This window comes from Xanthobacter sp. YC-JY1 (genome assembly GCF_021730305.1).
Taxonomy (GTDB): Bacteria; Pseudomonadota; Alphaproteobacteria; order Rhizobiales; family Xanthobacteraceae; genus Xanthobacter; species Xanthobacter flavus.
The window spans coordinates 4,305,716-4,329,483 of sequence record NZ_CP032674.1 but is presented as its reverse complement, the minus strand read 5'-3'; the positions used below and the strand labels follow the sequence as shown (position 1 = coordinate 4,329,483).

Here is a 23,768-nt window from a genome sequence, read left to right as displayed (position 1 = left end):
CCCGGCCCCCTTCACTTGGCGACCCGCAGCCGCGGCGCGGATGCGAACCAGCTGTCGGTGGGCGCGGAGCGCACCAGATAGGGATCGGGCCGGATGGGCACCGGCTCCTCGCGGATGATGTCGAATTCCGTCCCGCGCGAGCGGCCGATGCGCGGCGTGAGATGGAGATGCATGGTCTCCGCATCCACCCACACATCGCCCTGGGGCGCGGCGAGACGCTGGCGCGCCACCGCGGCCTTCACCGCGAGGATTTCATCGGTGCCGGCCTCGGCCAGCGCGCCGGCCAGCAGCTTCACCGCGATGTAGGAGGCTTCCGCATCCGCCGAGGTCAGCGGTGCGGAGGGGTAGGCAGCGGCATGGCGGGAGACGAAGGCGTCGTTCACCGGATTGCGCAGGGCCGAGAAATAGACGCTGGAGGAGATGTGGCCGTCGCGGGCCTCCGGCTCCAGCTCGTCCAGATCGGGCTCGGACAGGTTGCAGCTCGCCACCGGCATGGTGCCTGGCTGGTCGATGCCACGTGCGAGGCAGGCGTGGCGCAGCGCGCTGAGGAAGGCGAGGCCGCTGACACCGATGAGCGACGAAAAGACGAAGCTGGGCCGCGCCTCGATCACCGCATCCACGAGCTTGCGCAGGTCCGTCTCGCCCACGGGGAGATAGCGCTCCGCCACCACCGTGCCGCCGCGCGCCGTCACGGTCTCGCGAAGGATGCGGCTGTTCTCCCACGCCCAGATGTAGTTCGAGCCGACGCAGAAGGCGCGGTCGCCGAAGGTGGACATGAGGTAGTCGATGAGCGGCAGGATATGCTGGTTCGGCGCCGCGCCGGTATAGACCACATTGTCGGCGCTCTCGAAGCCCTCGTAGTGGGATGGGTACCAGAGTATCCCGTCATGCTTTTCGAAGCAGGGGATGACTTCCTTGCGGCTCGACGAGGTGTAGCAGCCCACCACATGGCGCACCCCTTCGGCGAGAAGCTGGCCGCTCAGAGCCGTGTAGCGTGAGAGGTCGCCGCCCGGATCGACGACCACGGGTACCAGCTCGACCGGCCCTGCCTCGCCAATCTCCGACACGGCGAGCAGCGCGCCGTTGAGCATGGCGCCGGCAACCGTGCTGTAGGGCCCCGTGGTGGAGAACATCAGGCCGATCCGATAGCTGGGTCTCGCCATTTCCCTCACCGCAGGTGTCCGTTCCCGGTTGCCCCGGCCGATGCCCGCCCGCCGCAAGTAGCCTTGTTCGAACTGGCCTTGCCGCAAACAAAAACGCCCTCGGGCCATTCGGCCTGAGGGCTGCATCGCCACGGGGTCTGTCCCGAATGTCTGTTCGCAAATGGCGACTTAATAGGCATCCTTGCCTATCGCCTACGAATTAGCCTGACTGTGCGCCGGCGCTGTGTCAAGCGCAAATGCGACTGTCCCGCATTCAAGCGGGGAATAAATGGCGGAAGCCGCGGGGCACGGCGCGGCTGTGGCTGTATCCCCGGCTGAAATCGTGGCTTCCGCGCTAAAGCCGGCACCTGAAAATTCGCGCTTGACAGTTCTTTTGCTGCGTCGCACTGTTTTCACGGTCGTCGAGCAAGGACGCTCATCAAGACGCCGCCAGCATGATTTATGGATCAGTGGCAAAGCCGCCCGCAGCGAGGTGCTGACGGGCTTTTTTGCGTTGGCGATCATCTTCGTCGGCCTTGAAAGCCTGGCTCCTCGTGTTCCGCCGCTCCGCGGGCCGCCCGTCGCGGCGGCAGGGGCGGATCAACCGAGGCCCGCGATCCGCCTGGGATCGCAGGCATGGCAGAGAGAGGCGTCGGCATGAAAGTTCAGCATTTCCTCGGGGGCATCGAGAATCTCGGCCCCGTGGCCGTCGAGAAGCGCGTGTTCGTGGAGCCGTGGGAGGCCCAGCTCTTCGCGGTCCACACCACCATGATGGGCACCGGCATCTGGGCCTGGCCGGATCTTCGGGTGCTCGCCGAAGGCATGAGCCCGCTCGATTACTTCAAGTATCGCTACTACATCAAATGGCTCGGCGGCATGTGCCATTTCCTCGTGGCGAAAAACTATATTTCGGAAAAAGAGCTTGAGGAACGCACCAAGCACTTCCTGGAACACCCCGACGCGCCGCTCCCCAATTCCGGGGACAACGCCGTCACCGAGCGGGTGATCGAGTATTTCTACACCGGCGCCAACCCCTATCGGGACGTGGCGGTGGACCCCCTGTTCAAGGTCGGCGACAAGGTGCGTGTGAAGGACATGCCGCCCGCCGTCCACACCCGGCTGCCCGGCTATCTGCGCAACAAGGTCGGCGTGATCGATACCGTCTACAAGGGCGCCTATCTCTACGCCGACAACGTGCCCACCGACGGCATCTCCACCACCCAGCCGGTCTATCTCGTCAAGTTCAAGACGCGGGACCTGTGGTCCGACATCCCGGACAAGGGCGACGTTCTCTATAACGACTGCTTCGAAGTCTATCTCGAAGCCGCCTGATCTCATTCCTCATCACAACAACCGGCCTCGCGCCCAATAGCCAGAGCGGAAAATCATGAGCGACGATCACGATCACGACCACGAACATCATCACCATCTGCGGGAGAGCGAGAGCTATTACGCCGCCCGCACCAAGGCCCTCGAATCCCTGTTCCGCGAGAAGGGCATGATCGGCGTCGACACGGTCGATCGCGTCATCCGCTTCTTCGAGCACGAGATGGGGCCGTTCAACGGCGCCAAGGTGGTGGCCAAGGCCTGGACCGATCCGGCCTTCAAGGCGCGCCTGCTCGCGGATGCCAACAAGGCCATCGCCGAACTGGGCCTCAAGGACGGCATCGAGGGCGAGAACCTGCGCGTGGTGGAGAACACCACGGCCGCGCACAACGTGGTCTGCTGCACCCTGTGCTCCTGCTGGCCCTGGCCGCTGCTCGGCCTGCCGCCCTACTGGTTCAAGGATCCCGTCTTCCGCGCCCGCATCGTGCGCGAGCCGCGCGGCGTGCTCGCCGATTTCGGCGTGAGCCTGCCCGAGGACAAAAGGATCGACATCTGGGATTCGAGCGCGCAGGTGCGCTACTTCGTGATCCCCGAGCGGCCCGCCGGCACCGAGGGCTGGCCCGAGGAGAAACTCGCCGCCCTCGTCTCCACCGAGGCCATGCAGGGTCTCGGCCTCGTCTCCGCCTGAAGGGATCGCCGCCATGGACATCTATGTGGAATCGCTCGACGGGCGTGGCGCCATCCCGCGCAATTGCGAGAGCCTCCAGTTCGAGGAGCCCTGGCAGGGCCGCGCCTTCGGCATGGCTCTCGCCCTCGCCGAGGCCAAGGCCTACCAGTGGGAGGACTTCCGCCAGAGCCTGATCGGCACCATCGGCACCTGGGACAAGTCCCACGCGCCCGATGACGAGACGTGGAACTACTACCAGCAGTGGCTGGCGGCGTTCGAGAAGCTCGCTCTGGAGCGCGGCCTCGTCAGCGCCGAGGAGCTGGATCGCAGGACGGAGGAATTCCTCCACCGGACCCGCGAAGAGGTGATCTGAGACGGGCGGCGGGCCGCATCGGGTCCGCCGCCACGCCAGCCATAAATCGCCGTCAACCTACCGCCGTCTCTTGCCCCCGGCGCGCCACCCGTGCGCCGGAACGGGAGAGGCTTGTCTCACCGCCTCAGCGGAGGCTTCGACATGATCATTTCCCTGGCCCTGAGCGTCGGCGTGCTGGGAGGCCTGTGCACCTGGCTGTTCCTGTCCACGCAGGCGTTCCTCATCTGGGCGGCGTTCATCGCCTGGGCGTGCTTCTTCCACTCCGGCGGCGACGCCGCGGCGTTCCGGACCACCATCGTCTCGAACGTGTTCGGCATCGCGGTGGCATGGGCGACGGGGCTCGTCCTCGCCACTCTCGCGCCTGGGCCGACGGTGGGCGCCGTCATCGTCGGGCTGTCCATCGCCCTCTACATCCTCGCCGCCTACATCCCGGCGTTCTCTTCCATCCCGGCCGTGACCTACGGCTATGCCGCCACCTTCGCGTTCCTCACTCAGAACGCGGACGCCTTCACCCCGGCCGCGATGCTGTCCCTCACGGGCCGCAACGCGCTTCTGCTGGTGCCCTTCTCCATGATCCTCGGCGCCTGCTTCGCCTACGCCTCCGCCTTGTGCGCGGCGCGCATCCGGCAGGCGCTGCTCCAGCCGGAGCGCAGCCCCGTCTGAGACCCGTCCCCCTCGTTTCCAACCATCCAGAGCAAGGAAGAACATCATGTCCCGTCTCGTCAGCAGGATCGCGCTCCTGTCCCTCGTTCCCCTCTTCGCCGCCACCTCCGCCGAGGCGCACCACGCCATGGGCGGGCGGCTGCCCGCGACCTTCGGCGAAGGCTTCATCTCCGGCCTCGCCCATCCGGTGATCGGTCTCGACCATCTCGGCTTCATCGTCGCCGCCGGCCTCATCGCCGGGGTGATGGGGCTCGGCGCCTTCGTGCCGGTGGCCTTCGTGGTGGCCTCCATCGCCGGCGTCATGCTGCATGTGCAGCTCGTGAACCTGCCGTTCGCCGAGACGGTGATCGCGCTGAGCGTGGTGGCCATCGGCGGCCTGCTCGCCGCCGGCCGGGAAAAGCCTGCGCGCGGGGTGTGGATCGGCCTGTTCGCCATCGCCGGCCTGTTCCACGGCTACGCTTATGGCGAGTCCATCGTGGGCGCCGAACCGACCCAGCTCGTCGCCTATCTCGCCGGCCTCGCGGTGGTGCAGTCGGTAATCGGCGCGGGTGTCGCCCTCGTCGCGTCGGGCCGCGCCTGGACCCCCACGTCTCTGGCCCCGCGCCTCGCCGGCGCCGCCGCCTTCGGCATCGGCCTGTCGGCGGTGGTCACCCAGCTGATCCCGGCCTGAACGATCGGGAGCCGGCGCCCACCCACGGGCGCCGGCTTTAAACCTTTGTCTACAGCTTAGGTCAGCGCCGCTTCATTTTACCCGTCCCGCTTCTGGTGTAGGTTCGCGCACCAGCAAGCCAGCCCCGAGGCTTCAGATGGCCCGACTCGACACGGCGGCACCCGGTGGAATCACCCGGCGCGACAGCCTCGGCTGTTCCGTCGCGGCGCTCGAAGACCAGAGGGAACTGGTCGGCACCGGCTTCGTCGTCTACCGCAAGCAGCACGAGGGCTCGGCCACGAGCCGGGTCGAGACCCCGCCGAGCGGCCGGGGCCTTCTGATGGGCGTGGCACTCTCTGGCGGGCACCGCCGGCGCATCTTCGGCGATGGCGTGGCGACCGCCTATGATTTCGCGCCGGACAGCTGCTATGTCCGCTCCTTCTCCGACACCTATCGCGCCGACATCGAGACGGGATTCGACTTCTTCCTGCTGGAGGTGTCGCACGGGGCGCTGCACCAGACCTTCACCGAGATGGGCCTGCCGCTGGCGGAGTGCGTTTCCTGCACCCCCGGCACGCAAGACCCTGTGCTGGCGCACCTTTCGCGGGCGCTTCTGCCCATGCTCGATGCGCCGGAGCGGCAGGTGCCCCTGTTCCTGGATCAGGTGGTCTCGGCCATCCAGACCCATCTTGCCACGCGCTATCACGGCGCTGCGGTGCGCATTCCCGGCGGCCTCTCGCCGCGCCAGTTCGCCATCGCCAAGGAACGGCTCGCCGCGGGGCTCGACGGGAACGTGCTGATCTCCGACATCGCGGCCGCCTGCGGCGTCTCGCGCGGCCATTTCATCAAGTGCTTCAGGGATGAAACGGGGCTCACGCCCTACCAGTGGATGCTTCACCTGCGGGTGGAGCGCGCGCGGAATCTCATCGTCGGCTCCCGCCTGCCGCTGGCGGACATCGCCATCACCTGCGGATTTTCCGACCAGAGTCACATGACACGGACCTTCACGCGCCTCACCGGATCGGCGCCGGGGCTGTGGCGGCGCGGCCATTGAGCGAGCGGGGGCGTCTTCGGGAAATCCCATCGTTCAAGGATGCGGGCTTTTCGGCAAGACGGGCTCCAGCTGCAACGCCATAGTCCGCCCCGTCAGCCCCGCTTCGGGCCTTCCGGCAAGGGATCGAACCGATGAGCACTGCCCCGCTCAAGTTCTCCACATGCTGCGGTCCACCGCCAGAGGTGGGCGCCGTCAGCGCCCGCTAGCCAGTGCGCCGGCCGTGCCTTCGAGGTACAGGGCCGTTTCCGCCTGCGACAGAAGGAGGTCGATGGCGCGACCCGAGTCCGTCAGCCTGTATTCCACCTGACGGACCCGCCCCTCGATCTCCCGCCGCGTCACATATCCCCCGGCCTCAAGCGCCTTGAGCCGGGCAGAGAGGACGCGTGCCGAAATCGGCCCCGGCAAGCTTCGCCGGAGCTGTCCGAACCGCAGTGTGCCGTGGCGCGACAGTGCCGCGACCACATGTGCCATCCACTCCTGAGCGAAGAACTTCAGGAGGGGTTCGGCCATGCACGCCTTGTCTGCCTGCGGCTCGATTTTGTCTTGGGAATTCATGGATGTGCCCGGTATCCCGCCAGTAACTAATGGTCTCAGCACAAGTCGGGCGCTAGCTTCGCGCCCGCTCTCACACAGGAGATGAACCGTGCCCAACGCAGTCGCCGCCCCCGGCGGTATGCTCCTTTCCCCGAAGGACCATACGCTGATCATGATCGACTTCCAGTCGCAAATGTCGTTCGCGACCAAGTCCATCGACGCCGTGAACCTGCGCAACAATGCGGCTCTGGTCGCCCGCGCCGCCGCTGGCTTCGGGGTGTCCACCATCCTCACCACGGTGGCCGAGAAGAGCTTCTCCGGCCCCATGTTCTCCGAGATCACCGATGCGTTCCCGGGCGAGAAGCTGCTCGACCGCACCTCCATGAACACCTGGGAGGATGAAGCCGTCATCGCCCGGGTCAACGAGATCGGCAAGGGCCGCATCGTGCTCTCCGGCCTATGGACCGGCGTGTGCATCGTCGGCCCGGCCTTGTCGGCCATCGAGCAGGGCTTCGAGGTCTACGTGATCGCCGATGCCTGCGGCGATGTCTCCGACGAGGCGCACGAGCGCGCCATGCAGCGGATGATCCAGGCTGGCGCCCGGCCCATGACCTCGCTGCAGTATCTGCTGGAGCTCCAGCGCGACTGGGCCCGCACCGCGACCTACGACATGACCACGGGAATAGCCAAGACCTATGGCGGCGCCTACGGCCTCGGCATCATCTACGCCAAGACCATGTTCGGCGCCTCCGAAGGCCACTGAGGTTCGAGACCATGACCGGAAGTGATGCACCGGGCGGCGCGCGCCTCCCGGAACAGTTCCCCCTTGTCTCGCGCCGGACCGTGCTCGGTGGCGGCGCCACCGCGGCGCTCGCCGCCGCCCTCGGCCTCGACTTTCCCGCCGCGGCCTTCGCAGCCTCCAACCCCTCAGTCTCTACCCCCCAAGGAGTTCAACCCATGCCCAGCGTGACCACCAAGGACGGCGTCGAGATCTTCTACAAGGACTGGGGTCCGAAGACCGCCCAGCCCATCGTCTTCCACCATGGCTGGCCCCTGTCCTCGGACGACTGGGACGCGCAGCTCCTGTTCTTCGTGAACAACGGCTACCGCGTGGTCGCCCACGACCGCCGCGGCCATGGCCGCTCCACCCAGGTCAGCGACGGCCACGACATGGACCACTACGCCGCCGACGCCGCGGCCGTGATGGACCATCTCGACCTCAAGAATGCCGTTCACATCGGCCATTCCACCGGCGGCGGCGAGGCGCTGCACTACACCGTGAAGCACGGCAAGGCGCGCGTCGCGAAGCTGGTGCTGATCGGCGCCGTGCCGCCCATCATGCTGAAGACCGAATCCAACCCCGGCGGCCTGCCCATGGAGGTCTTCGACGGCTTCCGCAAGGCGCTCGCCGCCAACCGCGCCCAGTTCTTCCTCGACGTCCCGACCGGCCCGTTCTACGGCTTCAACCGTCCGGGCGCGCAGGTCTCCCAGGGCGCCATCTGGAACTGGTGGCGTCAGGGCATGACCGGCGGCGCCAAGGCCCATTACGACGGCATCAAGGCCTTCTCCGAGACGGACTTCACCGCGGATCTGAAGGCGTGCGAGGTGCCCACCCTCGTGATGCACGGCGATGACGACCAGATCGTCCCCATCGCCGACAGCGCGCTGCTCTCCGCCAAGCTGCTGAAGCATGGCACGCTGAAGGTCTATCCCGGCTATCCGCACGGCATGTGCACCACCCATGCGGACGTGATCAACGCCGACCTTCTCGCCTTCATCAAGGCGTGACCTCCTTCCGGCGCCGGCCTCCCCCCGGCCGGCGCCGGATGTTCGAACCCCCGGAGGGCCCATGAAGCTCTATCTCGCCTCGCTGGGCGCCGGCCTGCTGGTCGGTATCGTCTACAGCCTCATCAACGTGCGCTCCCCGGCCCCGCCGGTGGTGGCGCTGCTGGGGCTGCTCGGCATTCTCGTCGGCGAGCAGATCCTGCCGGTGGCGCGTCATCTGATGAACGGCGACGGCCTCGCCCGTGCCGTGGGCCTCGCCGACTGCAAGGACCACGTGCTGGGCCAGCTTCCGGGCCGGCGCGATGCGGCCGATGCGCCCGCCTCGGGCGACACGCCCCCTCCCAAATCCTGAGCTTTCATTCTCGTCGCCCACTGCAGAAGGCGCGCACCATGAGCGAGATCGCCGACCTCATCCTGTTCAACGGCAAGATGACCACCCTCGACCGCACCAATCCCACGGCGGAGGCGGTGGCGGTGCGCGACGGCGTGATCGTGTTCGCCGGCACGACCGCCGACACGATGCGGCTTGCCGGAACGACCACACGGATCATCGACGTAGGCGGCCGGCGGGTGATCCCGGGCCTCATCGACAGCCACATGCATATCATCCGCGGCGGCCTGAACTACAACATGGAGCTGCGCTGGGATGGCGTGCGCTCGCTCGCCGACGCCATGGACATGCTGAAGCGTCAGGTGGCCGTCACGCCGGCCCCCCAATGGGTGCGCGTGGTGGGCGGCTTCACCGAGCACCAGTTCGCCGAGAAGCGCCTGCCGACGCTGGAGGAGATCAACGCCGTCTCCCCGGACACGCCGGTCTTCATCCTGCATCTCTACGACCGCGCCTTGCTCAACGCCGCCGCCCTGCGCGTGGTGGGCTACACCAAGGACACGCCCGATCCGCCCGCCGGCGAGATCATTCGCGATGCCAACGGCAATCCCACCGGCCTGCTGGTGGCCAAGCCCAACGCCACCATCCTCTACGCGACGCTGGCCAAGGGGCCGAAGCTGCCGCCCGAATACCAGAAGAACTCCACCCGCCACTTCATGCGCGAGGTGAACCGCCTGGGCGTCACCTCGGTGATCGATGCGGGCGGCGGCTTCCAGAACTATCCGGAAGACTATTCGGTCATTGAGGATCTGCACCGGGAGGGAATCCTCACCGTGCGCATCGCCTACAACCTCTTCACCCAGAAGCCGAAGGCGGAGCTGGCGGATTTTGCCGGCTGGTCGAAGACCGTCACGCCGGGGCAGGGGGACGACCTCTATCGCCACAACGGCGCCGGCGAGATGCTGGTCTATTCCGCTGCCGACTTCGAGGACTTCCAGGTGGCACGGCCGGACCTGCCCGGCGCCATGGAGGGCGATCTCGAGCCGGTGGTGCGCCTGCTCGCCGAGAACCGCTGGCCGTTCCGCCTTCACGCCACCTATGACGAGACCATCTCGCGCGCCCTCGACGTGTTCGAGAAGGTCGATTCCGACGTGCCGCTCAAGGGCCTCAACTGGTTCTTCGACCATGCGGAGACCATCACCGACCGCAACATCGACCGCATCGCGGCGCTGGGCGGCGGCATCGCCGTGCAGCATCGCATGGCCTATCAGGGCGAATATTTCGTCGATCGCTACGGCGCCAAGGCGGCCGAGCGCACCCCGCCGATCCGCCGCATGCTGGACGCCGGCATCCCGGTGGGGGCGGGGACGGATGCGACCCGCGTCGCCTCCTACAATCCCTGGGTCTCGCTCTCGTGGCTGGTGACGGGCCGCACGCTCGGCGGGCTCTCCCTCTATCCGCCAGCGAACCGGCTGGACCGGGAAGACGCGCTCAGGCTCTGGACCGAGGCCAACACCTGGTTCTCCAGCGAGCCGGACAAGAAGGGGCAGATCAAGGACGGCCAGCTCGCCGACCTCGTCGTGCTCTCGGACGATTACTTCTCCGTGTCCGAGGACCGCATTCAGGACATCACCTCGGTCCTGACCCTGCTCGGCGGCGTGCCGGTGCATGGGGATGGCGCCTTCCGCGACCTCGCGCCGCCGCTGCCGCCGGCCATGCCGGACTGGTCGCCGGTGCGCACCTTCGGCGGCTACCAGCCGCGCAAGGAGGACAGCGCGCAGAAATACGCCTTCGCCGCCGCCTGCGGCTGCGCCAAGGCCTGCGGCGTCCACGGCCACGCCCATGCGGGGGCATGGGGCGCAAGCGTGCCGGTGGGCGATCCGCAGAGCTTCTTCGGCGCGCTGGGCTGCGCCTGCTGGGCGTTCTGAGCGATGGGCGTTTCCGACCGCCTCGCACAGGCCGCCCGGCCGCTTCTGTCGCCGCGGCCGGTGCGGGCGTTCGCGCTGCTCGCGCTGACCTCGGCCTATCTGCAGGGCGGCCTCACCAAGGCGCTGGATTTCCCCGGCGCCATCGCTGAAATGACCCATTTCGGCCTTGCCCCGGCGGCCCCGCTCGCCGCCGGGGTGATCGCGCTGGAGATCATCGCGCCGATCATGATCCTCTCCGGCCTCATGCGCTGGGCCGGCGCGCTGGCGCTCGCCGCATTCACCGTCGCGGCGACCCTGCTCGCCAACCGATTCTGGGGCATGGCGGGGGCCGAGCGTTTCGCCGCCGCCAACGCCTTCTTCGAGCATCTCGGCCTCGCCGGCGCGTTGGTGCTGGTGGCGTGGTACGATCTGGCGGGCAAAGCGGAGGGACAGCGAGCATGAGCGAAAATCCCCCATCCCCGCCGTCCGCGCCCGCGCCCGGTGCCTTCGCCCCGTTGAAGCGGCCGGTCTTCGCCGTGCTGTGGGTGGCGACCGTGCTGGGCAATACCGGCAGCTTCATGCGCGACGTGGCGAGCGCGTGGATCGTCACCGATCTTTCCGCCTCGCCCGCGGCGGTGGCGACCATCCAGGCGGCGGCTATGCTGCCGGTGTTCCTGCTCGCCATGCCGGCCGGGGTGCTCTCCGACATCCTCGACCGGCGGCGCTTTCTCATCGCCATCCAGATCGGGCTGGCATGCGTCAGCGGCGTCCTGATGCTGCTGTCGCTGACCGGGCTGATGACGGTCTCCTCGCTGATCGCGCTCACCTTTCTCGGCGGCATCGGCGCGGCGCTGATGGCGCCCACCTGGCAGTCCATCGTGCCGGAGCTGGTGCCGCGGTCGGACCTGAAGAGCGCGGTGGCGCTCAACTCGCTCGGCATCAACATTTCCCGCTCCATCGGCCCGGCGCTGGGCGGCGTGCTGCTCGCCGCCTTCGGCGCGGCGGTGACCTATGGGGCGGACGTGGCGAGCTACGTCTTCGTCATCGCCGCCCTCGTGTGGTGGCGTCGGCCCGCCACCCCGCAGGATGAACTGGGCGAGCGCTTCCCCGGCGCCTTCCGGGCCGGGCTGCGCTATGCGCGGTCCAGCAAGGAGATGCATGTCGTCCTGTTGCGTTCGGCCTTCTTCTTCGCCTTCGCCAGCGCGGTCTGGGCGCTGTTGCCGCTGGTCGCGCGCGGGCTGCTCAAGGGGGATGCGGCCTATTACGGCCTGCTGCTCGGTTCGGTGGGTGTGGGCGCCATCGGCGGGGCGCTGCTGATGCCACGGCTGCGCGGCCGACTTTCGGCGGATGGGCTCATCCTCGCCGCTTCGCTCGTCACCGCCGTCGCGACGGTCGCCCTTGCGCTGGCTCCGCCGCGCTGGCTGGCGGTGCCCATCCTGCTCGCCATGGGCGCGGCGTGGATCACCGCGCTGACGACGCTGAACGCAACCGCCCAGTCCATCCTGCCCAATTGGGTGCGGGGGCGGGCGCTCGCCGTCTATCTCACGGTCTTCAACGGTGCGATGGCGGGCGGCAGCATCGCCTGGGGCCTCGTGGCGCAGGCGGTGGGGCTGCAGGCGGCTCTGGTGATCGCGGCCGGCGGCCTCGCGGTGGTGGGCCTCATCATGCACCGCATGCCGCTGCCCGCGGGCGAGGCCGATCTGACGCCCTCCATGCACTGGCCCGAGCCGGCCATGGCCGAGCCCATCCCCAACGACCGGGGGCCGGTGCTGATCCTGATCGAGTATCGGGTGGCGCGGGCGGACCGGGAAGCCTTCCTGAAGGCGCTGGAGCGCCTTTCTGCCGCCCGGCGCCGGGACGGGGCCTATGCCTGGGGCATCAGCGAGGATTCCGCCAATCCGGAGGAGATGCTGGAGTGGTTCATGGTGGAATCCTGGGCCGAGCATCGGCGCCAGCACCGCCGGGTCTCCCATGCCGATGCCGACGTGCAGGCGGAGGTGCTCTCGTTCCACCAGGGCGACGCGCCGCCGGTGGTGCGCCACTGGATCGGTGTCGATCCGCCGCGATAGGCGGCCGATCAGGACGCGCCCGTCAGGAGGCCTTGGCCTCCGTGGGGCGGCTGCCCCCGGTGCTCTCGCGCAGCATGATCCGGTAGCCCATCTCGCAGGTGCCGCCCTGCGCGGCGGTGCCGGCGATGCGGCCGAGCAGCATCTCGGCGGCCTTCTGGCCCATCTCGTAGCGCGGGATGTCCACGGTGGAGAGCGACGGGTTGAGGTGGCTCGAAAAATCGAGCCCGCCGAAGCCGGCGACCGCGATATCCGCGGGCACGGCGATGCCCATGCGCTGGAACGCCAGCAGCGCGCCGGCCGCGAGCACGTCGTTGAGGCACAGCACCGCGTCCGGACGGGGCCGCAGCGCCGCGATGCGCTCGGCGACGATGCGGCCGGATTCCATGCTGGTGAGATCGCCCGCATTGAGGATGAGCGGTGCGCCGAGTCCGGCTTCGGCGATGCCGGCCTCATAGCCCTTGGCGCGCATCTGGGCGCGGCGGTCGGGGGTCGCGGTGCCGACGAAGACGATGCGGCGGAAGCCCTGCGCCACCAGCGCCTCGGTCATGGCCTTCATGGCATCGAAGTTGGAGAGGCCCACGAGGCTGTCGATGGGCGTCGGCGTGCTGTCCCAGGTCTCCACCACGGGCACGCCGGATTTCTCCAGCAGGGCCCGCGTGGCGCGGGTGTGGGAAACGCCGACGATGACGAAGCCGTCCGGCCGGCGCCGCAGCAGCGCCTCGATGACCTTTTCCTCCTCGGCCGGGGAATAGTTGGTCTCCGCCATGATCATCTGCACCGCATGGGTGCGGGCAACGTCGGAGACCCCTTTCACGCTGTCGGTGAAGATGGATGACGCCACCGTCGGCAGGATCAGCGCGATGATGCCGCTGCGCTGGGAGGCGAGGGAGGAGGCGACGAGATTGTAGATGTAGCCTGTCTCGCGGATCGCCGCTTCCACCCGGGCCTTGAGGTCGGCGTTCACGAGGGTCGGCTGGCGCAGCACGCGCGAGACCGTCATGGCGGAGACGCCCGCCACGCGGGCCACGTCCTCCATGGTGACGCCCGCCGCCCGTCCCCCCCTTTTCTGCCGCATCGCCGATTCCGTCACCACTGACCCCGGCTCACCATATGGCCTGCCGCCTGCTTGACAATAGCAGCACGTTAGCGCTAACAAATGATAGCGCTAACAATTAAAAACAGGATGGGTGGAAATGCCCGACGTAAGGGCCGCGGAGGTTCTGGAAACAGACGTGCTGGTGGTCGGCGGCGGCGCGGCGGGCCTAGCCTGCGCGGTTGCGGCAGCCCGGCAGGGGCGGCGCGTCATCCTGCTGGAGCGCTACGGCTTCAGCGGCGGCGCGGCGGTGGCGGGCCTCTCCGGCACCATCTGCGGCCTCTATGCGGCGTCCGACCGCCGCAACGCAGAGCCGGAGCAGGTGGTCCACGGCTTCGTGGACGAGTTCATCGCGGGGATGGAAGCGCGCGGCGGGCTCACCGGCCCGGTGCAATACGGCAAGACCTATGTGCGGGTGCACGATCCGCTGGTCTGGCGCGAGGCGAGCGACGCGCTGCTCGGCGCCGAGGGCAACATCCGCGTGCTCTACCACGTGACCGTCACTGGCGTCCTCGCCGAGGGCGACCATGTGAGGGGTGTCACCGCCTTCACCAAGCAGGGGCCGCTGGAGGTCCGCGCCAGAATCACCGTGGACGCCTCCGGCGATGCGGACGTGGCGGCCATGGCGGGGCGAGCGCTCACCAAAGGCCGCGACGGCGCCATCCAGAACCCAACCATGATCTTCCGGATCCTGGGCGTGGACATGGCGCGCTTCCTCGCTGCGCATGGGCCGGATTCCATCCTCGACGAACGGGTGATGAAGCTCATCCAGGAGCTGAACGCCTCCGGCGCCTACCGCCTGCCGCGCGCCAAGATCTTCCTCTTCCCCACGCCCCGCCCCGGCGAGCTGATCTGCAACGCCACGCGTATCGTCGGCGCGGACGGGCGCGAGCTGGACGCCACCCGCATTGCCGACCTCAGCGAGGCGGAGATCGAGGGGCGCAAGCAGGTGCGCGAATATGCGCGTTTCATCCGCGACCACATCGCCGGCTGCGAGGCCTCCTTCGTCAACGACACCGGCGTGCAGGTGGGCATTCGCCAGACCTGGCAGATCGTCGGCCGCGACCTCCTGAAGAACGAGGATGTGACCTCCGCCCGCAAGCGCGCGGACGGCATCTGCCGCTCGCCATGGCCCATCGAGCTGCATTCCGGCGAGAAGCCGAAGCTGCACTGGATCCTCGATGATTATTACGAGATCCCCCTCGGTTGCTTCCTGCCCGCCACCGGAACGGGGCTCGTGATGGCGGGGCGCTGCCTTTCGGCCGAGCACGAGGCCATGGCCTCGGCCCGCGTCACCGCCCAGTGCTTCGGCTACGGGCAGGCCATGGGCCTCGTCGCCGACCAGCTCTGCGACAATCCGGCGGCGCAGCCCTCCGGCTCCGACATCCGCGCCGCGCTCAACGCGCTCGGGGCTCAGCTCAACTGACGAGACAGGGACGTTTCATGTCCGACGCCGAACAGCCCAAGTCCGCGTTGCAGCCGACGCTGCGCAGCAATTTCGAGCCGGGCACCACCCGCTGGGCGGTGCGCCGTGCCCAGTGGCTCGCCATGGGCTACAGCGAGGAAGACCTGCTGAAGCCGAAGATCGCCATCGTCAACAGTTCCAGCAAGCTGTCGGTCTGCTACGCGCATCTCGACGATGTGTGCCGCGTGGTGGAGCAGGCGATCCGCGATGCCGGCGGCCTGCCCTTCGAGATCCGCACCGTGGCCCCGTCCGATTTCGTCACCAGCGCGGGCCGGCAGGCGCGCTATTTGATGCCGAGCCGCGATCTTCTGGTGAACGACATCGAGGTGCAGGTGGAAGGCGCGGAGCTGGACGGCATGGTGCTGCTCGCCTCCTGCGACAAGACCACCCCCGGCCAGCTGATGGCCGCCGCGCGGCTGAACGTGCCGTCCGTGGTGCTGCCCTGTGGCTACCAGCTCGGCGGGCTCTGCGCAGGCAAGGAAGTGGACATCGAGGAGGTCTACAAGAGCGTCGGCTCGCTGAAGGCAGGGTCCATCTCGCTGGCGGACCTCAAGGCGATGACCTGCAGTGCCATCACCGGGCCGGGCGTGTGCGCCGGCCTTGCCACCGCCAACACCATGCATGTGCTCTCCGAAGCGCTCGGTATGGCCCATCCGCGCAGCGCGCCCATCCGCGCCGGCTCGCAGGCGCTGATGGAGAATGCCGCCCGCGCGGGTGCCGCCATCGTCGACCTCATCCTCAAGGACATCCGGCCGCGGCAGATCCTCACCCCCGCCGCGTTCCGCAATGCGCTGCGCGTGGCGGTGGCGACGGGATGCTCGGTGAACTGCGTGCGCCATCTCGCGGCCACTGCCTCCGAAGCCGAGATGGACATCGACATCGTGGCCGAGCTGGAGGCGCTGAATGACACGCCCCAGATCACCACCGTGCGGCCCAACGGGCCCCACCGCATCGAGGATCTCGACCGGGCCGGCGGCTGCCGGGGCGTGATGCGCGAGCTCAGCGACGTGCTCGATCTGTCGGTGATGACCGTCACCGGCAAGACGCTAGGCGAGAACCTCGCCGACGTCCCGGAGCCCGACCGCGTCTTCATCCGCCCGCTAGCCGATCCCTTCCGCCACGAGCCGGGCCTCACCATCCTGCGTGGCACCCTCGCGCCGGATGGTGCGGTGGTGAAGGTCTCCGCCGTGCCGGCGGAAGTGCGCACCTTCTCCGGCAAGGCGCGGGTGTTCGAGGATGAGGCCGTCGCCATCAAGGCGCTGGAAACCCACTCCATCAAGCCCGGCGACGTGGTGGTGCTGCGCGGCCTCGGGCCGAAGGGCGGACCGGGCACGGTGTTCGCGGCGAGCTTCATGGCGGCCCTGATCGGTGCGGGTCTCGGCGCCGGTGTCGCGGTGGTGACCGATGGCGAACTCTCCGGCCTCAACAGCGGCATCACCATCGGCCAGGTGATGCCCGAGGCGGCGGAAGGCGGGCCGCTGGGCCTCGTCGCCGAGGGCGATGTCATCTCCATCGACATTGGCGCCCGCCGTGTCGATCTCGAAGTCTCCGAGAGCGAGCTGGCCGCCCGCCGCGCGGTGTGGCGTGCGCCGGACCACAGCCAGATCCGCGGCTGGCTCGGCCAGTATGCGGCCATGGTGCAGCCGCTCTCCAAGGGCGCCGTGCTGAAGCCCATGCGGCCCTGAGGGCCGACGACAAACAAGGCGGCCCTGAACGCCTTCGACAAACAAGAACGAACAGACAGGATCGGGAGGTTTGAAATGCCCAGGAAGACTGCAAGGTCCGGGACACTGAGGTCCGCTTTGGCCTCGACCGCGCTGGCCGCCCTCGTCTGCGCGGCCTTCCCCGGCGGCGCGAGCGCCGAGAGCGTTAAGGTGGGCGTGCTCAACGACCAGGCCGGCGTGCAGGCGGACTTCGCCGGTGCCGGATCGGTGGTGGCGGCGAAGATGGCCATCGCCGATTTCGGCGGCAAGGTCGCCGGCATGCCCATCGAGCTGGTCGCCGCCGACCACCAGAACAAGGCTGACATCGGCGTGAACGTCACCCGCCAGTGGTTCGACACGGACGGCGTGGACGCGGTGCTGGACGTGCCGAATTCCGCGGTGGCGCTGGGTGTCAGCGGCATCGCCAGGCAGAAGAACAAGGTGGCGATCATCTCCGGCGGTGGCACCTCCGACCTCACCGGCAAGGATTGCTCGCCCAACACCGTCCACTGGACCTACGACACCTGGGCCCAGGCCAACACGGTCGGCACCGCCGTGACCAAGGCGGGTGGCAACACCTGGTACTTCATCTCGGTGGACTATGCCTTCGGTCATGCGCTGGAGCGCGACGCGGGCGAGGCCATCAAGGCGGCCGGCGGCAAGATCCTCGGCACCGTCAGGCACCCGCTCGGCACCTCCGACCTGTCTTCCTTCCTGCTCCAGGGCCAGGCGTCGGGCGCCAAGGTGATCGGCCTCGGCAGCGCCGGGGCGGATACCATCAACGCGGTGAAGCAGGCGTCCGAGTTCGGCATCGTCAAGGCCGGGCAGAAGCTCGTCGCCATGCTCATGGTGCTCAACGACATCAGCGCGCTGGGGCTGGAGACGGCGCAGGGCCTGTTCCTGTCGGAGGCCTTCTACTGGGACCTGAACGACCAGACCCGCTCCTTCGCCAAGCGTTTCGCCGAGGCCAATGGCGGGCGTTATCCCAACATGGTCCATGCCGGCGTCTATGCCGGGCTGCTGCACTATCTGAAGGCGGTGGAGAAGGTGGGTAGCGCCAAGGACGGCGCCAAGGTGGTGGAGGCCATGAAGGCCATTCCCACCGACGATCCGCTGTTCGGCAAGGGGGCGGTGCGCCCGGACGGCCGCGCCATCCACGACATGCACCTGTTCGAGGTGAAGAGCCCGGCGGAATCCAAGGGGCCGTACGACTTCTACAAGCTCATCGCCACCGTTCCCGCCGACAAGGCCTTCCGCCCCCTCGCGGCCGGCAACTGCCCGCTGGTGAAGTAACGGCTCAGTGCTCCTCCTCCTGCTCCGGCAGGAGGAGGATGATGAGCACGGCGGAGATCCAGCCGATGAAGGCGAAGGCCGTGGATTGACCGTTCCAGGTCTTCGACTGCCACATGGCGAACCATTCGCCGCCGATGACGACGAACCCGCCCCCATAGAGCAGGATGCCGAGGGAGAGCCCGAGCACGGCCGTCGCGCGGGCGCGGCGGAAGCCCGGTGTGCGGATCGCGGCCAACATCCGCACGACGCCAGCCCACAGCACGAGGGCGATGGCCCCCTCCGTGGCGATGATCGCGACATAGGCTGCGGTCTGGAGCCGCTCGTCGGTAATCGCCCGCCATCGCAGCGTGGAGTCCGGGAAGATGGTATCCATGGCCAGCACGTGCTGGACGAAGGCCCAGTTCGTCCCGTAGTCCGTGATGTTGCCGAAGGCGACCAGCGTGAAGAAGACGGCGATCGTCGCCACGAGGGCGATCTTGCACAGCCGGATCAGAACCATCGTTCCTGCCCCCGCCTCGCCGCCTTGATGCGGCTCCCGCGGCGATTCTAGAAGCGGCAGCCCGGGAGGCAAGGCGGTGCGCGCAGGAGGGCAACGCCGGGTTTTGACGGACTTTCCGGGCCGTCCCTGCCTGTGGCATGGTCCCGCCAGCCCGGCGGCGTTCATGCCGGCGGACGGAGATTGACCGGTGGCAGCGGACAGCGCGTCCTCTCAAGAAGCCCCACGGACGCTGCTGGCGAGCTTCGCCGGATATCGGCCAGGCTGGATCAAGACGGATGTCGCCGCGGGGCTCGCCATTGCCGCGGTGGGCTTGCCGAGCGCCATCGCCTATCCCGCCATCGCCGGCCTGCCGCCGCAGACGGGGCTTTACGCCTCCATCGCGCCGCTCATTGCCTATGCGGTGTTCGGCCCGTCACGCCAGCTGGTGGTGGGGCCGGATGCGGCGACCATCACCGTGCTCGCGGCCGTGCTCGCCGGAATGCCGGACCTCGCGGCCATCGACAAGCCGGGGGTCGCCGCCCTCATCGCCCTCGTGGTCGGCGGCTATTATTTCGCCGCGCGGCTGGTGGGGCTGGGGGTGCTTTCCACCTTCCTGTCACGGCCGATCCTGGTGGGCTTCTTCGCCGGTATCTCGCTGTCCATCCTCGTCGGGCAGCTGAAGCGCGTCACCGGCATTCCCATCATCGGGGACGGGCTCGTCGCACCGGTCATCGAGCTGGTGCGCAAGGCGCATGAGGTGCACTGGCCCTCGCTGCTTCTGGCGCTCGGCATGTTCGCCGTGCTCCATCTCGTGCGCCGCACGCGCCTGCCGGTGCCGGGGCAGGTGGTGGTCGTGGTGCTCTCGGTGGTGCTCTCCGCGCTGTTCGATTTCGAGGGGCGCGGTATCGCCGTGGTGGGGTCGATCCCCTCCAGCCTGCCTGCGCTGGCGCTGCCGGCCGGGGGCGGCGCGGCGATCGACCAATTGCTCATCGGCGCGGCGGCGATCTTCCTCGTCAGCTTCGCGGCCGGCATCGTCACGGCGCGCAGCTTCGGCGAGCGCGGCGGCTATCCGGTGGATGCCAACCGCGAGATGGTGGGTTTCGGAGCCGCCAACGTCGCGGCCGGCCTGTTCGCCGCCTTCCCCATCACCGCCTCGGATTCCCGTACGGCGGTGAATGCCAGCGTGGGTGGACGCTCGCAGCTGGCCAGCGTGGTGGCGGCGCTGGCGCTGCTCGCCATCGTGCTTTTTCTCCAGCCGGCGCTCGCCATCCTGCCCATTCCGGCGCTGGGGGCGATCCTGATCTCGGCCGCTTTGAGCCTCGTGGACCTGCCGGCCCTGCGCCAGCTATGGCGCATCAGCCGCATGGAGTTCGCCTTCGCCATGATCGCGCTGTTCGCGCCCATCAGCCTGGGTGTGCTGAACGGCGTGCTGATCGCCATCGGCGCGACCTTCGCCTACCTGCTGCACAAGATGATGTATCCGCGCGACGCGCTGCTCGGGCGGGTGCCGGGCCACGAGGGCTTCTACAAGCTGCACCGGCGGGCCGACGCGCGGCAGGTGCCGGGGCTCGCCATCGTGCTCATCCAGGGCGATCTTCTGTTCTTCAATGCCGACCGCATGCAGGGCCGCATCGACGCCATCGCCGACACTCTGGTCGGCGGCACACGCTGGCTGGTGCTGGACGCCAGTGCCATCACGCAGGTGGATTCCACCGCCGCCGCGGCGCTGGAGGAGGTGCGTGCGGAACTGGAGCGCCGCGGCCTCAAGTTCGGCATCGCCGAGATGCACGACGAGGTCCGCACCCTGCTCGACCGCGCGGGGCTGCTCGATGCCATCGGCCCGGACATGATCTTCGATGATCTCGACGACGCCTATCGCGCCTTCGAGGCGAGCGGCGAGGCTCTCAGCCCGCGCGGCGCATGAGCGAGGGCAACTAGGAAAGCCCGCGCGGCGCCTGAGCGGAAGCGGTACTCAGGCTGAAGCCGTCTCCGCCGCCCGCATGCCGAGATAGGCGGCGATGACGCGCGGGTCGCGGGCCAGCGCCTCGGCGGTGTCGGCGAACAGGATGCGTCCGTGCTCCATCACATAGCCGTAGCTGGCGACGGAAAGTGCCTTGCGGGCGTTCTGCTCCACCAGCAGCACGGTCGTGCCCTTGGCGTTGATGTCGGCGATGGTGGCGAAGATGTCGTTCACCACATGGGGGGCAAGGCCCATGGATGGCTCGTCCAGCAGCAGCAGCTTGGGCCGCGCCATCAGCGCCCGGCCCATGGCCAGCATCTGCTGCTCGCCGCCGGAGAGGGAGCCGGCATATTGGAAGCGGCGCTCCTTGAGGCGGGGAAAGCGGGTGTAGATCAGCTCCATGTCGTCGGCGATGGCCGGATCGCCGCCGCGCACATAGGCGCCGACCTTCAGATTGTCCTCCACCGACATGGAGGCCACCACCCGCCGTCCCTCGGGCACCAGCGACACGCCGGCGCGGACGATCCTGTCTGCGGGGCGGGCGGTCATGTCCCGCCCCTCGATGCGCACGGTGCCGGAGAAGGCGCGCACGAGGCCGCAGATGGTGAGCAGCGTCGTCGTCTTGCCCGCACCATTGGCGCCGATGAGGCAGACGCAGGCGCCGGCGGGAACGGTGATGTCGATGTCCTCGACGGCCGCGACGGACCCGTAGCCGGAGGTGACCTTGACGAGCTCAAGCATCCTCGGTCCCCAGATAGGCCTCGATCACGCTCGGCATGCGGCGCACCTCCTCCGGTGTGCCGGCGGCGATCTCGCGGCCGAAATTGAGCACCACGATATGGTCGCTCACCCGGGCCACGAACTCGATGTCGTGCTCGATGAGGAGCACGGTGATCCCCATGTCGCGGATGGCGAGCACGAGGTCGGCCAGCGCGCGCTTCTCGGCGAAGTTCATGCCCGCCGCCGGCTCGTCCAGCAGCAGCAGGCGCGGCTGGGTGGCGAGGGCGCGGGCGATCTCCACCCGGCGCCGGTCGCCGTAGGAGAGGCCACCCACGGCCACGTCGCGCAGAGCGGCGATGCCCACGAGATCGAGCAGCGCCTCGCAGCGCGCCTTCTCCCGCGTCTCGCTGCGCTTCACCGCCGGCAGGCCGAGCAGCACGTCGAGCAGGCTGGCGGACTGGTGTCGGTGGGCGCCGAGGAGCACGTTGTCAAGCGTCGTCTCGCTCGCCAGCAGGCGGATGTTCTGGAAGGTGCGGGCAACGCCCAGCGCCGCCACCTTGTGCGGGGCGAGGCGGGCGATGTCCACGCCATCGAGGCGGATGTGGCCGGCGTCGGTGGGATAGAGGCCGGTGATCATGTTCATGGTGGTGGTCTTGCCGGAGCCGTTCGGGCCGATGAGGGCCGTCACCTTTCCGGCGGCGGCGGTCAGCGACACGCTGTCCACCGCCACCACGCCTTGGAAGCGCTTGGCCACTTGCCAGAGTTCGAGTTCCGCCGCCGCCATCATTCGGCTCCCTGGGTGGAGGGCCGGCGGGCCGCCGCCTTGCGCGGCCGCCAGCGCAGGAGCGACATCGCCCCGCCGGGCAGGAACAGCACCACCGCGAGGATGAGGAGGCCCATCAGGATCTCCCGCCACTGGCTGGAGAAGCGCAGCAGCTCCGGCAGCAGGGTGGTGAAGATGGCGCCCACCATCGGCCCCAAGAGCGCGTTCACGCCGCCGAGGATGGGGTAGGCGAGGGCATCCACGCTGCGCAGCAGGCCGAAGTCCGAGGGGCCGACGAAGAAGTTGAGATGCGCCGCAAGGCCCCCCACGCCGCCGCTGACGAAGCCGGAGGCGACGAACAGCGACAGGCGCTGGCCGAACACGTTGACGCCCATGGCCTCGCTCATCACGTCGTCCTGCCGGATGGCCGCGATGGACCGGCCGAAATAGGAGCGCCGCAGGGCGAAGACGAAATAGAGCGCGATGAGAACCAGCAGCACCAGCTGCCATGTCTCGGTGTAGCGCGGGATGCCGTAGATGCCGATGGCGCCGCCGGTGACGGCGTCCCAGTTGAGCGCGATCACGCGCACCACCTCGGTGAAGGCGAAGGTGGCGAGCATGAAGTAATCGCCCCTCAGCCGCAGCACCGGCGCGCCGATGACGAGCGCGACCGCCGCCGCCAGCAGCCCGCCCGCCACCACCGCCACGGCGAAGGGCGCGCCGAGCTGCATGGTGAAATAGACGCTGCAATAGGCGCCCACCGCCATGAAGCCGCCGGTGCCCAGCGTGAACATGTTGGCCGCCAGCGCCAGCCACACGCCGTAGGCGAGCAGGGTGTTCAGCAGGCACAAGTTCACGAGGTTGCCGTAGCTGGCGAGAAATCCGTCGAGGGCGGCCATCATGCGCGCCGCTCCTCGAAGCCGGAGAAGAGGCCCGTGGGCTTCACCAGCAGGATCAGGAAGATGAGCCCGAAGCCGATGGCATCCCGGAAGGCCGACGAGACATAGGCGACGGAGAACACCTCCACGAGACCCAGCAGGAAGCCGCCGGCCACCGCGCCGGGGATGTTGCCGAGGCCGCCGAGGATCATCACGGTGAGGCCCTTCACCAGCATGTGCTCGCCCATGAAGGGAGAGACCACGTTGAAGAGGAGGCCCAGCAGCACGCCGGCCGCCCCCGCCAGCGCGCCGGCGATGAAGAAGGTGATGAGGATGGTGCGCCCCACCTCCACGCCGACGATGCGGGCCACGTCCTCCGAGAAGGCGACCGTGCGGATGGCGCGGCCCACCGAGGTCTTCTGCAGGGTGAAGCCGAGGATGCCCATGAGGATCACCGCGGTGATCACCACGATGACCTGCAGCAGCTGCACGCGCACGCCGCCGATCTCCCACACGATGGCGGTGAAGGGGTTGGGCGGATAGCCGTGGACGGCGGTGCCGAACACCTCCTGCGCGACGCCCACCAGCAGGCGGGCGAGGGCGAGGCTGGCGACCAGGCCCATCCATTTGTGCCCGCCGCGCAGCCGGAGCACGCGGAAGACGAGAAGCTCGGACGCCATGCCAAGCACGCCGCCGCCCACCAGCGCCACGAGGAGCGCCAGAGGCAGCGGCAGGCCGAGGAGGGCGATCTCGAGCCCCAGATAGGCGCCCACCATGAAGAAGGCACCCTGCGCCAGGTTCACGATGTTCAGCACGCCGAAGATCAGCGTGCAGCCGATGGCGAAGACGGCATAGATCGAGCCGAGCGAAAGCCCGTTCACGACCTGCTGCAGGAAGGTGGTCATGCGCTGATCCCCC

Annotated in this window: 25 protein-coding genes; 17 read left to right on the top strand and 8 right to left on the bottom strand. The window is 68.5% G+C overall.

The window, feature by feature from the left end; translation table 11 throughout:
- Positions 1-11: 11 nt before the first annotated feature.
- A complete protein-coding gene (locus D7006_RS20335; RefSeq protein ID WP_237354349.1) occupies positions 12-1,163 on the bottom strand; it encodes a transporter substrate-binding domain-containing protein in 1,152 nt (383 codons plus the stop codon).
- A 268-nt stretch (positions 1,164-1,431) separates the two neighbouring features.
- Here D7006_RS20335 and D7006_RS20330 point away from each other — a divergent pair, with 268 nt between their 5' ends.
- From D7006_RS20330 to D7006_RS20300, 7 genes are all read left to right on the top strand, one after another.
- Entirely contained in the window at positions 1,432-1,803 is a 372-nt protein-coding gene (locus D7006_RS20330) for a hypothetical protein (RefSeq protein WP_237354348.1), read from the top strand.
- On the top strand, positions 1,800-2,474 hold the full coding sequence (nthB, locus tag D7006_RS20325) for a nitrile hydratase subunit beta (protein WP_029555657.1): 675 nt from the start codon (positions 1,800-1,802) through the stop codon (positions 2,472-2,474). Before D7006_RS20330 ends, nthB begins: the two co-directional genes overlap by 4 nt.
- A gap of 55 nt (positions 2,475-2,529) precedes the next feature.
- The gene (nthA, locus tag D7006_RS20320) at positions 2,530-3,156 is read left to right on the top strand and encodes a nitrile hydratase subunit alpha (protein WP_169123701.1); all 627 of its coding nucleotides are present in this window, start codon (positions 2,530-2,532) and stop codon (positions 3,154-3,156) included.
- A gap of 13 nt (positions 3,157-3,169) precedes the next feature.
- Positions 3,170-3,508 carry a nitrile hydratase accessory protein gene (locus D7006_RS20315; protein ID WP_051678805.1) on the top strand — a complete coding sequence of 113 codons (339 nt, stop codon included), beginning with the start codon at positions 3,170-3,172 and terminating at the stop codon, positions 3,506-3,508.
- 141 nt (positions 3,509-3,649) lie between these two features.
- Positions 3,650-4,171 (top strand): DUF1097 domain-containing protein, encoded by a 522-nt coding sequence (locus D7006_RS20310; RefSeq protein ID WP_237354347.1) that lies wholly within the window; start codon positions 3,650-3,652, stop codon positions 4,169-4,171.
- Positions 4,172-4,217: 46 nt separating this feature from the next.
- A complete protein-coding gene (locus D7006_RS20305; RefSeq protein ID WP_237354346.1) occupies positions 4,218-4,841 on the top strand; it encodes a HupE/UreJ family protein in 624 nt (207 codons plus the stop codon).
- 136 nt (positions 4,842-4,977) lie between these two features.
- Entirely contained in the window at positions 4,978-5,874 is an 897-nt protein-coding gene (locus D7006_RS20300; protein ID WP_169123704.1) for an AraC family transcriptional regulator, read from the top strand.
- 192 nt (positions 5,875-6,066) lie between these two features.
- Here the strand turns inward: D7006_RS20300 and D7006_RS20295 are convergent, their stop codons facing one another.
- On the bottom strand, positions 6,067-6,429 hold the full coding sequence (locus D7006_RS20295) for a helix-turn-helix domain-containing protein (RefSeq protein WP_169123705.1): 363 nt from the start codon (positions 6,427-6,429) through the stop codon (positions 6,067-6,069).
- A gap of 118 nt (positions 6,430-6,547) precedes the next feature.
- On the opposite strand from D7006_RS20295, the gene D7006_RS20290 reads away from it, so the two are divergent.
- From D7006_RS20290 to D7006_RS20265, 6 genes are all read left to right on the top strand, one after another.
- Entirely contained in the window at positions 6,548-7,171 is a 624-nt protein-coding gene (locus tag D7006_RS20290) for a hydrolase (protein ID WP_169123863.1), read from the top strand.
- Between the two features lie 194 nt (positions 7,172-7,365).
- A complete protein-coding gene (locus tag D7006_RS20285; protein WP_305852723.1) occupies positions 7,366-8,196 on the top strand; it encodes an alpha/beta fold hydrolase in 831 nt (276 codons plus the stop codon).
- Positions 8,197-8,257: 61 nt separating this feature from the next.
- Positions 8,258-8,545, top strand: coding sequence for a XapX domain-containing protein (locus D7006_RS20280; RefSeq protein WP_169123707.1), 288 nt, complete (start codon positions 8,258-8,260; stop codon positions 8,543-8,545).
- 38 nt (positions 8,546-8,583) lie between these two features.
- Positions 8,584-10,449 (top strand): amidohydrolase, encoded by a 1,866-nt coding sequence (locus D7006_RS20275; RefSeq protein WP_237354344.1) that lies wholly within the window; start codon positions 8,584-8,586, stop codon positions 10,447-10,449.
- 3 nt (positions 10,450-10,452) lie between these two features.
- Entirely contained in the window at positions 10,453-10,890 is a 438-nt protein-coding gene (locus D7006_RS20270) for a DoxX family protein (RefSeq protein ID WP_237354343.1), read from the top strand.
- On the top strand, positions 10,887-12,497 hold the full coding sequence (locus tag D7006_RS20265) for an MFS transporter (RefSeq protein ID WP_237354342.1): 1,611 nt from the start codon (positions 10,887-10,889) through the stop codon (positions 12,495-12,497). The genes D7006_RS20270 and D7006_RS20265 overlap by 4 nt, the downstream gene beginning before the upstream one ends.
- Positions 12,498-12,519: 22 nt before the next feature.
- Here the strand turns inward: D7006_RS20265 and D7006_RS20260 are convergent, their stop codons facing one another.
- Complete coding sequence (locus tag D7006_RS20260) at positions 12,520-13,572, bottom strand: LacI family DNA-binding transcriptional regulator (RefSeq protein ID WP_237354341.1); 1,053 nt, start codon at positions 13,570-13,572, stop codon at positions 12,520-12,522.
- 118 nt (positions 13,573-13,690) lie between these two features.
- Here D7006_RS20260 and D7006_RS20255 point away from each other — a divergent pair, with 118 nt between their 5' ends.
- The 3 genes from D7006_RS20255 (at position 13,691) to D7006_RS20245 (ending at position 18,051) form a co-directional block, all read left to right on the top strand.
- Positions 13,691-15,016, top strand: a complete 1,326-nt coding sequence (locus D7006_RS20255; protein WP_237354340.1) for an FAD-dependent oxidoreductase — start codon at positions 13,691-13,693, stop codon at positions 15,014-15,016.
- Positions 15,017-15,033: 17 nt separating this feature from the next.
- Positions 15,034-16,740, top strand: a complete 1,707-nt coding sequence (locus tag D7006_RS20250) for a dihydroxy-acid dehydratase (RefSeq protein ID WP_237354339.1) — start codon at positions 15,034-15,036, stop codon at positions 16,738-16,740.
- 75 nt (positions 16,741-16,815) lie between these two features.
- Positions 16,816-18,051 (top strand): ABC transporter substrate-binding protein, encoded by a 1,236-nt coding sequence (locus D7006_RS20245; RefSeq protein ID WP_237354338.1) that lies wholly within the window; start codon positions 16,816-16,818, stop codon positions 18,049-18,051.
- A 4-nt stretch (positions 18,052-18,055) separates the two neighbouring features.
- On the opposite strand, the gene D7006_RS20240 is transcribed toward D7006_RS20245, so the two are convergent.
- Positions 18,056-18,550, bottom strand: a complete 495-nt coding sequence (locus D7006_RS20240; protein WP_237354337.1) for a DUF2165 family protein — start codon at positions 18,548-18,550, stop codon at positions 18,056-18,058.
- Between the two features lie 187 nt (positions 18,551-18,737).
- Here D7006_RS20240 and D7006_RS20235 point away from each other — a divergent pair, with 187 nt between their 5' ends.
- Entirely contained in the window at positions 18,738-20,453 is a 1,716-nt protein-coding gene (locus D7006_RS20235) for a SulP family inorganic anion transporter (RefSeq protein WP_237354336.1), read from the top strand.
- A gap of 48 nt (positions 20,454-20,501) precedes the next feature.
- Here D7006_RS20235 and D7006_RS20230 read toward each other — a convergent pair whose 3' ends face one another.
- From D7006_RS20230 to D7006_RS20215, 4 genes are read right to left on the bottom strand one after another with little or no spacing between them, the layout of a single operon-like run.
- Positions 20,502-21,230: an ABC transporter ATP-binding protein gene (locus D7006_RS20230; protein WP_237354335.1), complete on the bottom strand. Its 729-nt coding sequence runs from the start codon at positions 21,228-21,230 to the stop codon at positions 20,502-20,504.
- Positions 21,223-21,993, bottom strand: a complete 771-nt coding sequence (locus D7006_RS20225; protein ID WP_237354334.1) for an ABC transporter ATP-binding protein — start codon at positions 21,991-21,993, stop codon at positions 21,223-21,225. Before D7006_RS20225 ends, D7006_RS20230 begins: the two co-directional genes overlap by 8 nt.
- On the bottom strand, positions 21,993-22,874 hold the full coding sequence (locus tag D7006_RS20220) for a branched-chain amino acid ABC transporter permease (protein WP_237354333.1): 882 nt from the start codon (positions 22,872-22,874) through the stop codon (positions 21,993-21,995). The genes D7006_RS20225 and D7006_RS20220 overlap by 1 nt, the downstream gene beginning before the upstream one ends.
- On the bottom strand, positions 22,871-23,755 hold the full coding sequence (locus tag D7006_RS20215) for a branched-chain amino acid ABC transporter permease (RefSeq protein WP_237354332.1): 885 nt from the start codon (positions 23,753-23,755) through the stop codon (positions 22,871-22,873). The genes D7006_RS20220 and D7006_RS20215 overlap by 4 nt, the downstream gene beginning before the upstream one ends.
- Positions 23,756-23,768 lie beyond the last annotated feature (13 nt).